The organism is Brevibacillus laterosporus DSM 25 (assembly GCF_002706795.1).
GTDB lineage: Bacteria > Bacillota > Bacilli > Brevibacillales > Brevibacillaceae > Brevibacillus_B > Brevibacillus_B laterosporus.
This window is the reverse complement of the sequence record NZ_CP017705.1, coordinates 565843-578860: the sequence shown is the minus strand read 5'-3', so window position 1 is coordinate 578860 and position 13018 is coordinate 565843. Positions and strand designations below refer to the sequence as shown.

Below are 13018 nucleotides of genomic sequence, written 5' to 3'. Positions count from 1 at the left end.
GAGAGATAGACGAGGAGGAACCATCATTGAAAAAGCTATTATCGCCAGCGTTAGCTATGCTATTATTCCTAGTACCCACTTTGACTGCTTGTGGAAATCAAACAGGTACTGCAGGTACGCCTGAATCAGGAGCAGGTGTTAAACAAGAATTGACAGCCAATTTGGCAGGTGAGCCATACTCACTTGATCCTGCTATTGCTACGGATACGAAATCTTTTTGGATTATCGATCATCTTTATGAGGGCCTATATGCCTTTGATAAAGAAGGAAATGTGGTAGAAGGGGCTGCTAAAAAAGTAGAGATATCTCCAGACGGAAAAACCTATACATTCACCATTCGTGACGACGCCAAGTGGTCAAATGGTGATGCTGTTACAGCCAAGGACTATGAATATTCCTGGAAACGTGTCTTAAATAAAGAGACGGGAGCTACTAATGCATTTTATTTGTACTACATAAAAGGTGCAGAGGCTTATAATAAAGGGGAAGGGAAAGTAGAAGATGTCAAAGTAAAAGCAACTGACGATAAAACACTGGTAGTGGAGCTGAACGCACCTACTTCCTATTTCCCAAAAGTAATGATGAACAATGTCTACTTCCCCGTAAATCAAAAGGTTATAGAAGGAAATAAAAATTGGGTAGCAGAAGCAAGTACACTAGTATCCAATGGAGCTTATAAATTAGCTAGCTGGCAACATGACAGTCAACTAACATTAACAAAGAGTGAATCCTATTGGAACAAAGCTAATATCAGTATGGATACACTGAATTTTAAAATGGTGCCAGATGCAACTACTTACTACCAAATGTACAAAACAGGTGAGCTAGATATCATTGATACGTTGCCGATCGATGCTATCGACCAAGAAAAGAATAATGAAGAATATGTAAGTTTACCTAAATTCGGAACTTATTTGTATACTTTTAATGTGACACAGGAGCCGTTTACCAATGCTAAAATCCGTCGCGCATTTGCCTTGGCTGTTGATCGTGATCAATTGACGAAAAATGTGACGAAAGCAGGTGAGACACCAGCATATGCTTATGTGCCACAGGGTGTTAAAACAGCCGGTACTGACTTCCGTGGAGAAAAGCCAACCTATTTCACGTTTGATCCAACCGAAGCGAAGACGCTATTAGCTGAAGGGATGAAGGAAGAGGGATGGAGTAAACTGCCTACGGTCACATTGAAGTACAACAATGCGCAAAACCATAAAAAGGTAGCGGAAGCCCTACAACAAATGTTTACAACTAATCTTGGCGTCGATGTGAAGCTGGAAAACCAAGAGTGGAAAACGTACATTGATACCTACAAACAAAGTAACTTCCAAATGGCTCGTATGGGCTGGATTGGTTCTTTCCTTGATCCTGTTGCAATGCTCGATTACTATTTAGGCGAGAGTCCGAATAATCAAGCCAAATGGGTAAATCCGAAATTTGACGCGTTAATGGAAAAAGCAAAAGTGGAGCAAGATGAAGCAAAGCGTAATCAATACTTACATGAGGCTGAAGATATTTTCATGCAAGACTTGCCTGTGCTTCCACTCTTCTTCTATTCACAAAACTATTTGAATACCAAAGCATTGAAGGATGTAACATACAGCGTGTATAAGACTCCAGACTTGCGTTGGGCTAAAAAAGTAGCAGAGTAACAAGGGGCTAGTTTGTAGTAATTTGTTTCTATACGTATACCTGACATCTTAGGTCTGCTCCTGCCTCAAGAGGAGCGGACCCTTTTTTCAATAAAATCACATGCTGCAAAGTCACTACGCTATATAACACCAGCTTGGTTCATAAGAGCATCAGGAAAGTAAGAGGGTTCACCAGTAAAGGAGAATTGCTATGGATACAATTATGGATACGATGTTTCTAACAGGCTTACTCCTGGTGCTGGGAGGAGCGATTATTTATGTATGGTTAACCAATTTTTTTGCTACGTTTATGAAGGGATTTTACCTATTAGGTAGCACCTTATTTAAAAAATCCAAGGCACTTCAGCAAATTGATGCACAGCTTGCAGAGGATACAAACCTGCAAGAATGGAAAAGAAAACGAGCAAGACAACTGATGGTGCTCCTGTTAGCGGTAGGAATGCTTCTGATCATTCTGTCTCTGATTTGGGCTGGCATCCAGTTGTCATGACACCATATAGTAAAAATGGAGCAAAAATTTTAATGAAAAGGGGAGTATACATATGTCAGCAACAGTAACTATCATTACGAACGCAACAATCATCTTGGGTGATGGACAGCAAATTGATTCAGGTACCATTTTATTGGCAGAAGGCAAAATTAAGGCGGTAGGTACAACAGAAGAGGTTGCAGAGCAAATCAATCAGATAAAAAATCAATATAAAGAGGTAGTTACCATCAACGCAGAAGGTAAGTATGTTACACCAGGAATCATTGATGTACATACCCATCTTGGTGTCCATGAGGAAGGTATCGGAAGGGAAGGGCATGACTATAATGAGACGAGCTCCCCAGTGACACCTTATGTGAGAGCATTAGATGGAATTAATCCTTTTGAGAGAGGTTTTCTTGAGGCTCGAAAAGCAGGTGTAACAACTGTTCAATCCATGCCAGGTAGCGCTAATGTAATTGGTGGCGAGATGGTTGTCCTCAAGACGGTTGGTACGATTGTAGATCAAATGATTGTGCGAGAGCCGTCTGGAATGAAAGCAGCTTTCGGTGAAAATCCCAAGCGTGTCTTTGGCGCTAAAGACAAGGCACCTGTTACGCGCATGGGGACTGCTGCATTGTTCCGACAAGAATTTATTAAAGCGAAAGAATATTTGGAATCTAAAGAAAAAGGAGAAGCCGTGAAACGAGATTTAGGCCTAGAAAATCTAGTAAAGGTGTTGAAGCGAGAGATTCCCCTACGTGCTCATGCTCATCGTGCTGATGATATTGTAACAGCACTTCGTTTAGCGGAGGAATTTGATATTGAAATCACAATAGAGCATTGCACAGAAGGGCATAAAATCACGGATTTCTTACTAGAAAAAGGGGTTCGCGTTTCCGTGGGACCTACTCTTTCCTCGCGGTCCAAAATTGAGCTAGCAGATAAAGGCTTCCATACACACCTTGCCTTAGCAGAAGCAGGTGTACCTTTTAGCATTACCACAGATCATCCTGTGGTAGGAATTGAGTACTTAGTGACGAGTGTAGCTCACGCCGTAAGCGATGGTTTGGATGAAGCGTTAGCATGGCAAGCCATCACACTACATGCTGCCCAACATCTGGGTGTAGAAGACCGTGTTGGCTCTTTGGAGGTTGGGAAGGATGCTGATGTGGTTATTTGGAGTGGACATCCGTTTCAAATACAAAACAAAGTAGAAAAGACATTTATCAATGGCGAAGTGGTGTATGAACGTGTAGAAAAATAAGCAAAATGAAGCAGGTGGATTATTATGACAGTAGATCAGACAAAGGGCATCCAAGTGGGGACGAATGTAACTCAGTCAGAGTTGGAAAATAGAATCATTACCTACGTAGAACAAAACAAGCAGCAATTTATTTCTGTTAGTCATGCCATTCATGAGCATCCAGAGATTGGCAATGAGGAAGTGTATGCGCAAGGGTTGTTAACTACTTTATTGGAAGAGGCGGGCTTTCAGATAGAAAAAGGGGTGGCTGGTCATGCTACAGCTTTTCTTGCACGTAAAAAGTTAGGGCAGAAAACAGGACCTACTATTGGTTATTTAGCTGAATATGATGCTCTACCAGGTCTAGGTCATGCGTGTGGACATAATATTATCGGTACAACAAGTGTGCTTGCAGCCATTGCGTTGGGTGAAACCCTTCAAGAGACTGGGGGAGAGGTTGTAGTGCTAGGAACGCCGGCAGAGGAGGGCGGTCCAAACGGTAGTGCAAAAGGTAGCTTTGTTAAACATCACTTGCTGACAGGGATTGACGCATGTATGATGGTGCACCCATTTAGCCACAATCGTATTACGGGGACAACCCTTGCTGTCATCCCTCTTGATTTTGAATTTATCGGGAAGGCGGCTCACGCAGCGGCTGCACCAGAAGAAGGAATTAACGCACTAGATGCAGTCATTCAATTGTTCAATGGGATCAATGCCCTACGTCAGCATGTGACTGCGGATGTTCGCATTCATGGAATCATTACCCATGGTGGTGACGCACCTAATATTGTACCTGAATATGCTAAGGCTAGGTTTTATATTCGTGCGGCTACGCGTCATAGATGCTTGGAAGTGACGGAACGCATCAAGCACATCGCTCAAGGAGCGGCATCTATGACAGGCGCGACAGTCAATATTATCGCTTTTCAAAATGAAGTAGATGATATGGTGCTAAATCGAACATTCGATGGAGTGTTTCAAGCGCAAATGGAACGGTTTGGTTATACGGTCGATACTCGACATCAGGCTGGACTAGGTTCTACCGATGCAGGAAACATCAGTTATGTAGTTCCAACTATTCATCCATACATTAAGATTGGGTCAGAAGAGCTGGTTTGCCATACAGATGCGTTTCGTGAAGCTGCCAAATCCTCGGAGGGTGACGCAGCACTGATCGTTGGCGCTAAGGTATTGGCTTTGACAGGTTTTACTTTACTGACGAATGAGGCTGTGTTAACAGAGATTAAACAGGAGTTCTCTCAACGAAAACAGGAGTTAGCTCAACAGTCGTAAACGGCTGGGGGGCAGCTCCTGCTTTTTTGTATCTATAGGCTATTCCTGAATTGGGAAATCGTAGGTATTTCATTATAATTCAATAATACAAGTAGACTACCAATTAGATTTCTTTTTCTAAAGTTAGAACACGCAAAGTGGAAGGGTATAGAAAATATTTGTAAAATTTACTGTTTTTTAGAAAGGTGGATGTTAAGATGAAAGGAAAAAACACTTTAAATATTCACATTTCAGGTCTGTAGAGGTGATGTATGTGTTATTGGTCAGGAGAGTAATAGTTGCCTGTCTATCGGCATTTATCTATACATTCTTATTTACTTTTATAAATGAGCTAATTCAAGGTCAATCAGCTGACCCATCTCGTACTATGGTGTTAAGATTTGAATCTATTTATTCAATCGTACTTTTGTTATTTATCACATTCGGACTGTTCAGCTCATTTGTGTTCGATTGGGTGGTGGGACTTGCTCGAGTGGAGAAACAATCTTCTTACCTGTCAAGCCTTGTGGTTTATGCAATTGGTGGTTTGTTTGTTTCACTTCTGATGGAGCTTATATTTTTTAAAAAGCTTGAACTACCATTCTTGTCCTTATTAGCTTTTGGTGTTGCCCCTAGTCTGGTGTTTTATCACATTGATTTGATTTTATTAAAATTCATGCCAATCCTGACAAAAATTACGCAAAAATAAATTTCCTCAAAAAATACGAAGAAATGTAATCCTGTTGTGATGGGGATATGTTATAATTTTCCTTACTACAATAGCCTATTAACTCAAAAGTGGTCGGCTCACCCCTAGATAAGATACGCCAGAAGGGGGTGAGAACATGGAGGTTTATCAAGCGCTGTCCCTGATGTTCATGTTTGGGATGTTCTTGTTAGCTTTGTTAACCTACCTGAAAAAGAAATGACCTCATGCTGTGCACAAAGCACAGGAGGTCATTTCTTGTCTATTGCTGATGAGCTGATCCACCGAAGGGAACCAACTATTGTAGAGGGCTGTGAGTGCGGCAACACTCACGGCTTTTTCTATATTACCATATGCAAGTAACTACATTTTAACACAAAAGGGACAAGGTGACTAAGCCTGTCCTTAAAAGACGTTCAGCTCAGATTTTTGCGATGTAGCCTAAGTCGCGTAATCGAGCGATGGTCAGTGGATAGACCTCATCTTTTAAAAAAGCACTATACCGTCCATCTGAGCGCAACTCCTCGGCAGTTGGAAGTTCATTAGCGAGAAATGCCCCACCAACCGATCCTTCTATAATAGTAGCGACCTGTCGTTCCGCTTCCGCTACATAAATATCTTTGACAATCGAATCTCCGACCGTATACTGACCGATTTTAATGATGGAGGATAAGTGATAGCCTGTCTCTTCATATGTCTCTCTAATGGCCGCAGCAATGCTTGATTCACCAGGTTCTACTTTCCCTCCAGGAAGCTCATACCCTCGTTTAGTATGGATGGTGAATAAAAGCTTGCCTTGATAAAAAGGAAAAACGAGGACGTGCTTAGCCTGTTCCTCCCGAAATTCCGCTGGATCAAAGCTTAACGTCATGGGTACGCCTGTCGTATCGTAAAAATTGTCCATATTAGGCCTCCTTGGCATGTAAAGCAATGTGTTTTGCGGTTTTCATAGCCTGACCGATGGCAAGTGAAAGACTAGCATAATCACTTCCATTTGTAATGTCTCCAATGGCGTATACCCATTCATGAGAAGTACGCAAATGCTCATCAACTGTTAAAAATCCGCCCATTTTATCCACTAATTCGACCACTGGCATACTGTTAGCAGCGATACCAATACGAGGTAAAATCCAGTCCACTTGCAAGCGACGTGTCTCTTTCTGATTCGTTTGTAAGTGAACAGAGCATCTATAGCCTTCCGATTGCGTTGCTTTTACTTCCGTTTCCATCCAAATGGTCACGTTAGGTAATGAAGTGGCTTTTTGCACCCATTCCTGTCTGCCACGAAACTGATGATTACGGACGGCAAGCCAAATATGACGCGCGTAAGCTGACAGATTACAAACACTTTCTAATGCACGATCGCCACCGCCAATAACCAGAATATCCTTTTGATCTAATAAATGAGCCTCCGAGGATGTAGAAAACTCTGGTCCTAACACATGGGTAGGGACATCTGCAAGCTGCGGCAAATGAACAGGACTCACTCCTGTGGCAACGACTATATAATCCGCTTGATACGAGGTTTGATCTGTATGTATAATTTTTGTTTGATAATCAATGCTACGCAGGCTTTCTTGGTAGTGAATTGGTATTTGTAACACCTGCACACTTTCACGCAAGTCGGTCAGCAATTCCTCTCCATTTGCATATAGTTTGGGGGGAAGGTCCCAGATGCGATTATGAATATAGTGAATTTGGCCACCAAGCGTATCGCTTTTTTCTATTACGAGGCAAGAAAGCCCAAGCCGTTTGCACCAAATCGCAGTGGAAATACCTGCCATCCCAGCGCCTGCGATCAGCACTTGAACACGTTTCATTTCATTTCCCCCGCTTCTTGCTAAGATGGTTGCTTCTTTTCATTATAACAAATATCACTGAGCTGGGGGATACATTAAGCAAGTATGACCTTAAACCACAAAGGATTCCTCCTACACAAGATTGTATAAGCGGGCAAAACACGGTAAACTAGAAAACAGTTTTTTTACTAGATCAGAAGAATAAAGCTATTGATAAAAGGGAGTCATTTACATGAAAGTCATTATCGCTGAAAAACCTGATCAGGCATCAAAGCTCTCGGGCCCATTTACACATAAAAAACAACAAGGATATATTGAAATCGCTCCCCATCGCTTATTTCCAAAAGGAGCATTGGTGACTTGGGCTGTAGGTCATATTTGCGAATTAGTTCCACCCGAAGAATACAATCCTACGTGGAAAAAATGGAGCATACAGACACTTCCTATGATACCGGAACGATTTCGCTATCAGGTAATGAGATCAAAGGCCAAGCAATTTACGATTATTAAACAATTGCTAAAACGGACAGATGTCACAGAAATTATCCATGCGGGGGACGCAGGGCGTGAGGGTGAACTCATTATCCGTACGGCTATAGAGCTTGCTGGTGTAAAAAAACCAATGAAAAGACTATGGATTTCTTCCTTAACGGACCGTGCAATTGTGGAAGGCTTTGAGCAATTATTAGATGAAACACACACGCGTAATCTATATTATGAAGCGTACAGTCGCTCCTGTGCAGACTGGCTAATTGGTATGAATGCTTCTCGGATTTATACGATCCTCTTTAAGCAAAAGGGTGTTTCGGATGTGTTTTCTGCAGGACGTGTACAAACACCTACTCTAGCGCTCGTTGTCAAAAGAGAGAAAGAAATTGCCAATTTCAAATCCGAGCCATTTTGGGAAGTGATGGCTTCCTTTAACATAGAAGGAAAGAAATATGAAGGTATTTGGCAAAAGAACGGAGAGTCACGCCTATTTGATGAGCAAATGGCTATTCGCATAGCTCAATTCTGTGAGAAAAAGCCTGTTAGTGTACAGGAGGTCAAGAAAGAACGCAAGGAATTTTTACCACCTTTCCTATTTAATCTTTCCTCCTTACAGGCAACCGCTAATAAGATTTTTAAGTTTTCGCCTAAAAAGACGTTGGATGTAGCCCAGCAATTATATTTGAAGGGATTTTTGTCCTATCCGCGTTCCGACTCCAGCTTTGTTACACCGGGAGAAGCCAAGAGTTTTCCAGAAATTTTGTCCAAGCTCTCTAAAAAGAAGGAGTTTCAATCATTCTTTCCTACACCAATCCAATCAGTAGCGAATAACAAACGCTATGTGAATGAGAAGAAAGTGACGGACCACTACGCCATTATTCCTACGGAGCAAGTGCCCCAGTTGTCCAAGCTCTCTGCTGACGAACGCCATATCTATGATTTAGTGGCACGTCGTCTGATTGCTGCCCATTATGAGCCGGCGATTTTTGACTATACCACCATTACCACTTTAGTGGATGGGCGAGCAACATTTATAAGTAAAGGGAAATGCCAAGTACAAGCAGGCTGGCGAACGGTTTTATTTCAAGGTCAAGAAGAGGACGATAAGGATAAAGACGAAGAAAAACTCCTACCACCTGTTGAAAAGGATGAAATAGGGAAGGTAAGTCGTGTAAAAGTTAAAGCGGGAAAAACACAACCGCCTAAACGCTATACAGAGGGCCAGTTAATTACGCTAATGAAGACCGCAGGTAAGCATTTAGAGAATAGTGAGTGGGAAAAAGTCTTGTCTAAAACGGAGGGACTAGGTACCGAAGCTACACGAGCTGGTATTATTACAATGTTAAAAGATCGAAAGTATATCGAGGTGAAGAAAAACCAAGTATTTGCCTTAGAGAAGGGAAGCCTTTTAATTGATGCCATTGGAGATAAGATTCTCGCCTCTCCAGAGATGACGGCTCGCTGGGAACAACGGTTAGCAGAAATTGGACAGGGACAGGCTTCTGCGCAGGAGTTTATGGAGCAAGTCAAAAAACTTGCTCATAAGATTGTTCAGGATGCTACAGAGCAATCTACTACATGGGATTTTACTGGCATGGATATTGAGGCAATGCCTAAGCAAGCATCCAAGTTTACTGTAGGTAAAAAGGTAGCGATATGTGCTGGCTGTAAAGGCTCTATTGTAGATAAAGGAAATTTCTATGGGTGCGATCAGTATAACAAAACTGGTTGTAAAATTACTCTGCCGAAAAAATTACTTGGTAAATCATTGTCTGCCACCAATGTAAAAAAACTGATGGAAGAAGGAAAAACCGGATTAATGAAAGGCTTTAAAAAAGGTGACAAGACATTTGATGCCTATTTGAAATGGGATTTGGAGAAAGCACAATTTCAGTTTGAATTTGAAGCAAAAACAGCTTCTTCGGATGCAAAGGAGTATAAAAAGGCAGGCTCAAGAGCACCGAAAGGGAAAAGGATTACAGAAGCGCTATATTCTACTGAGTAGAAAAGAATAAAACAAGGCAAAGTAACAAACAAGAAAGGAAGGGGGTGTGATGTATGAATCAAGCAAGACCGATTTCCGTTAACGATCGAATAACATCGATCGATACAGTTAGAGGCATTGCTATCTTGGGTATATTTCTGGTGAACTTCCCAGCTATGCTAGGAATTCAACCTCTAGACACAAGGGGATATACCCAAGGCATGGATGCAGTGTTTCGGTTTGGCTATGACTTATTTATCCAGACAAAATTCTACTCTTTGTTTGCCTTTTTGTTTGGATTGGGGTTTTATCTATTTATGAGTAGAGCAGAAGCGAAGGGATACGCGATGAGAACCCTGTTTTCCAGGCGTCTAACTGTGCTGTTCCTTCTGGGATGCTTACATTTTCTTCTGTTGTGGTATGGTGATATTTTACATATGTATGCATTAGTGGGACTTTTACTGTTATTTTTTTATCGTCAAAAGGCATCAGCATTGTTTGTTTGGAGTATTTTTTTAATGGCTCTGTTTATGTTATTTATCTGGTTTGCTTTTTCCGGTGATGTTGATTTAGGTCAAACCGTTTTATTGGAAGCTCCTTGGTTTAATGGACTAGAAGACTATACACAAAAAGTAAGTCAACGCTATGAAATGTTGAGTGGAATCCAGATACTCAATGTAATCATCTATATTCCTGAATTACTAGGACTTTTTTTGCTGGGATTGTGTGCAGGAAAGATCAACTTTTTTCAACGTGTCCATGAATGGAAACGTGGATTGCGCATCACTCAGATCGTGAGTCTAGTAGTAACGATTCTGTTATTTATTCCGATGTTCCGTTATTATTTCAGCCATGATGTCTATGTGTCTGAAGAAATTCAAAAGTACATTCAATTGACAGGAAAAACGCTGTTTGTCTTTTATCTCGTTTCTATCGTTCTGTTGCTGGAAAACAAACGTTTTCGAGAAAAAATGCAAGGTTTTACATATGTGGGACGAATGGCATTAACCAATTATTTATTGCAGACATTGATAACAGTCATATTGTTTTCCCTGTTTATTCCCAATACGGCAGGTATTCCACTGTGGATTGGATTTATATATTGTATTACGATCTATCTATTACAGGTGATGTTTAGTAAGTGGTGGTTATCTCAGTACGCTTTTGGACCAATGGAATGGCTGTGGAGATGCGCAACTTATATGCAAAAGCAGCCTTTACGGCTGAAAGAACAAAGTCATGGTAGATCATAGTCAATAGAAGGCTATAAAAACTAGTTGAAAACTACTGCTTTATCATCTATAATTACATTATCTTTTTTAATAAAATAGCAAATCCTCATCATATCTGGTGAGGTAGAGGTTGCGGTATTTAAGAGTATGCTGGACGAGACACAGAGAAGTTGTAGACTCCATCAGAAAGGAAAGACCGCCGAAGTTTGTACAAAGACTCTGTAATGTACAGGCTGGGGCTGTTTCCGAAAGGGGCAGAACTGTCACGTTTATTTGCCGAATAAGCGTGTTGTGCTATCTTCATGGAAGGTATGATGCGGGTCATGTATAAATCCGTCGTCAGGTTTTGATTGGCGGATTTTTTATATTCCCACTCCTTCCTTGCATGTATCTATGAACAGACAAAGGAGTGTTTTTTTATGCCACAAGCAACATCAAGGAACGAAAGGTCAACAAACACATCGGCTACTAGAGACGGGGGACAACCACAAGAACTGAAGCGTGGTCTAAAGGCTCGTCACCTTACTATGATCGCTCTTGGCGGTTCTATCGGTACAGGGCTATTCCTTGCAAGTGGTGGAGCCATTTCCCAAGCAGGTCCTGGTGGCGCGATTTTAGCATATTTGGCTATTGGTATTATGGTGTATTTCTTAATGACTAGTTTGGGTGAGATGGCGGCTTTTATGCCAGAGTCAGGCTCTTTTAGTACCTACGCAACCAAGTTTGTAGATCCTGCTCTTGGCTTTGCGTTAGGTTGGAACTATTGGTATAACTGGGCCATTACGATTGCAGCCGAATTATCTGCGGCGACGCTTTTAATGAAATTTTGGTTCCCGGATAGTTCGTCAATGTTGTGGAGCGGTTTATTTTTAGCCTTGATGTTTGGTTTAAACTATCTATCTGTAAAAGGTTACGGGGAGTCTGAGTTCTGGTTCTCTATGATTAAAGTAGCAACGGTTATTATTTTTCTAATAGTTGGTATCTTAATGATTTTTGGTATTATGGGTGGAGAGGCTGTTGGCTTTAAGAACTTTACCGTTGGTGATGCACCATTCCACGGAGGCTTTATGGCAGCCCTTGGGGTGTTTATGATTGCCGGCTTTAGTTTCCAGGGCACGGAATTAATCGGGGTAGCAGCAGGAGAGAGCGATGATCCACGTAAAAACATCCCGAAAGCTATCAAGCAAGTATTCTGGCGTATTCTGTTGTTCTATATTTTGGCGATCTTGGTTATTGGTTTGTTAGTTCCGTACACCAGTCCGAATTTGGTGGGTGGCGATATAGATACGATTGCAATTAGTCCGTTTACGATGGTATTTGAAAAAGCAGGTTTGGCTTTTGCCGCTTCTGTGATGAACGCTGTTATTTTATCCGCTGTACTGTCTGCGGGTAATTCCGGTATGTATGCTTCTACACGTATGCTGTGGGCGATGGCGAAGGATGGGAAAGCACCTAAATTTTTTATGAAACTAAACCGTCGCGGTATTCCGATCTACTGCCTATTGATGACAGCATCAGTTGGTATGGTTGCTTTCTTCGCTTCTCTTTTCGGTGATGGAGTTGTATATACATGGTTACTTAACGCTTCTGGTATGTCTGGTTTTATTGCCTGGTTGGGTATTGCCATTAGCCATTATCGCTTTCGTCGGGCGTTTGTGGCGCAAGGGCATAGTTTAAGTGAATTGCCGTTTAAAGCAAGATGGTTCCCATTCGGTCCGCTGTTTGCTTTTATACTATGTATGGTTGTTATTTTGGGACAGAATTACGAGGCATTTATTGGAGATCAAATTGATTGGAACGCCATGCTGGTATCCTATATCGGTATTCCAATCTTCCTTGCCTTATGGTTGGGATACAAATGGACCAAGAAAACAAAGATTGTAAAATTAAAAGAATGTGATTTTAGCAGTGCGCATGTAAGAGACTAGTATATAGAAATTTTTCATAGCATGATAGATAAATACAGGAAAACCACTTACCAAGCATGAGGGAGAAATTCTGAAGCTTGTGAGTGGTTTTTTGTATATATGTGGGTTCTAAGGAGTCTTTTACCCACTTGGATACCTCGCCTTGCCCTTTTTTAAAAAATTTAGTGAAGATAAAAAGTTTGTCGAACGACCATTCTCTATGCCGAACGTTTTAGATGGTATCGACAAAAGAAGAAAA

General features: G+C 41.4%; 11 protein-coding genes and 1 riboswitch. Of the genes, 9 read left to right on the top strand and 2 right to left on the bottom strand.

Features of this window, described 5'->3' with window-relative positions:
• Positions 1 to 26: 26 nt before the first annotated feature.
• The 6 genes from BrL25_RS02765 to BrL25_RS26360 all read left to right on the top strand — a co-directional run bounded on the left by BrL25_RS02765 (position 27) and on the right by BrL25_RS26360 (position 5571).
• Positions 27 to 1652 carry a peptide ABC transporter substrate-binding protein gene (locus BrL25_RS02765; RefSeq protein ID WP_018671833.1) on the top strand — a complete coding sequence of 542 codons (1626 nt, stop codon included), beginning with the start codon at positions 27 to 29 and terminating at the stop codon, positions 1650 to 1652.
• Between the two features lie 190 nt (positions 1653 to 1842).
• Positions 1843 to 2142 (top strand): DUF3899 domain-containing protein, encoded by a 300-nt coding sequence (locus BrL25_RS02760; protein ID WP_018671832.1) that lies wholly within the window; start codon positions 1843 to 1845, stop codon positions 2140 to 2142.
• Positions 2143 to 2194: 52 nt separating this feature from the next.
• The gene (locus tag BrL25_RS02755; protein WP_018671831.1) at positions 2195 to 3388 is read left to right on the top strand and encodes an amidohydrolase; all 1194 of its coding nucleotides are present in this window, start codon (positions 2195 to 2197) and stop codon (positions 3386 to 3388) included.
• Positions 3389 to 3412: 24 nt separating this feature from the next.
• Positions 3413 to 4663 carry a M20 family metallopeptidase gene (locus tag BrL25_RS02750; protein ID WP_018671830.1) on the top strand — a complete coding sequence of 417 codons (1251 nt, stop codon included), beginning with the start codon at positions 3413 to 3415 and terminating at the stop codon, positions 4661 to 4663.
• A gap of 253 nt (positions 4664 to 4916) precedes the next feature.
• Positions 4917 to 5351, top strand: coding sequence for a hypothetical protein (locus tag BrL25_RS02745; protein WP_018671829.1), 435 nt, complete (start codon positions 4917 to 4919; stop codon positions 5349 to 5351).
• A 136-nt stretch (positions 5352 to 5487) separates the two neighbouring features.
• On the top strand, positions 5488 to 5571 hold the full coding sequence (locus BrL25_RS26360) for a putative holin-like toxin (RefSeq protein WP_018671828.1): 84 nt from the start codon (positions 5488 to 5490) through the stop codon (positions 5569 to 5571).
• A gap of 198 nt (positions 5572 to 5769) precedes the next feature.
• Here the strand turns inward: BrL25_RS26360 and BrL25_RS02740 are convergent, their stop codons facing one another.
• Both BrL25_RS02740 and BrL25_RS02735 read right to left on the bottom strand, forming a co-directional pair.
• Positions 5770 to 6252, bottom strand: coding sequence for an NUDIX domain-containing protein (locus BrL25_RS02740; protein WP_018671827.1), 483 nt, complete (start codon positions 6250 to 6252; stop codon positions 5770 to 5772).
• Position 6253: 1 nt separating this feature from the next.
• Positions 6254 to 7168 carry an NAD(P)/FAD-dependent oxidoreductase gene (locus BrL25_RS02735; protein ID WP_018671826.1) on the bottom strand — a complete coding sequence of 305 codons (915 nt, stop codon included), beginning with the start codon at positions 7166 to 7168 and terminating at the stop codon, positions 6254 to 6256.
• A gap of 211 nt (positions 7169 to 7379) precedes the next feature.
• Between BrL25_RS02735 and BrL25_RS02730 the strand changes: the two genes are divergently transcribed.
• The 3 genes from BrL25_RS02730 to BrL25_RS02720 all read left to right on the top strand — a co-directional run bounded on the left by BrL25_RS02730 (position 7380) and on the right by BrL25_RS02720 (position 12780).
• The gene (locus BrL25_RS02730; RefSeq protein WP_018671825.1) at positions 7380 to 9641 is read left to right on the top strand and encodes a DNA topoisomerase III; all 2262 of its coding nucleotides are present in this window, start codon (positions 7380 to 7382) and stop codon (positions 9639 to 9641) included.
• 53 nt (positions 9642 to 9694) lie between these two features.
• Positions 9695 to 10873 (top strand): DUF418 domain-containing protein, encoded by a 1179-nt coding sequence (locus BrL25_RS02725; protein WP_018671824.1) that lies wholly within the window; start codon positions 9695 to 9697, stop codon positions 10871 to 10873.
• A gap of 95 nt (positions 10874 to 10968) precedes the next feature.
• A riboswitch (Lysine riboswitch) is annotated at positions 10969 to 11157 on the top strand.
• A gap of 222 nt (positions 11158 to 11379) precedes the next feature.
• On the top strand, positions 11380 to 12780 hold the full coding sequence (locus BrL25_RS02720; RefSeq protein ID WP_372486631.1) for an amino acid permease: 1401 nt from the start codon (positions 11380 to 11382) through the stop codon (positions 12778 to 12780).
• Positions 12781 to 13018 lie beyond the last annotated feature (238 nt).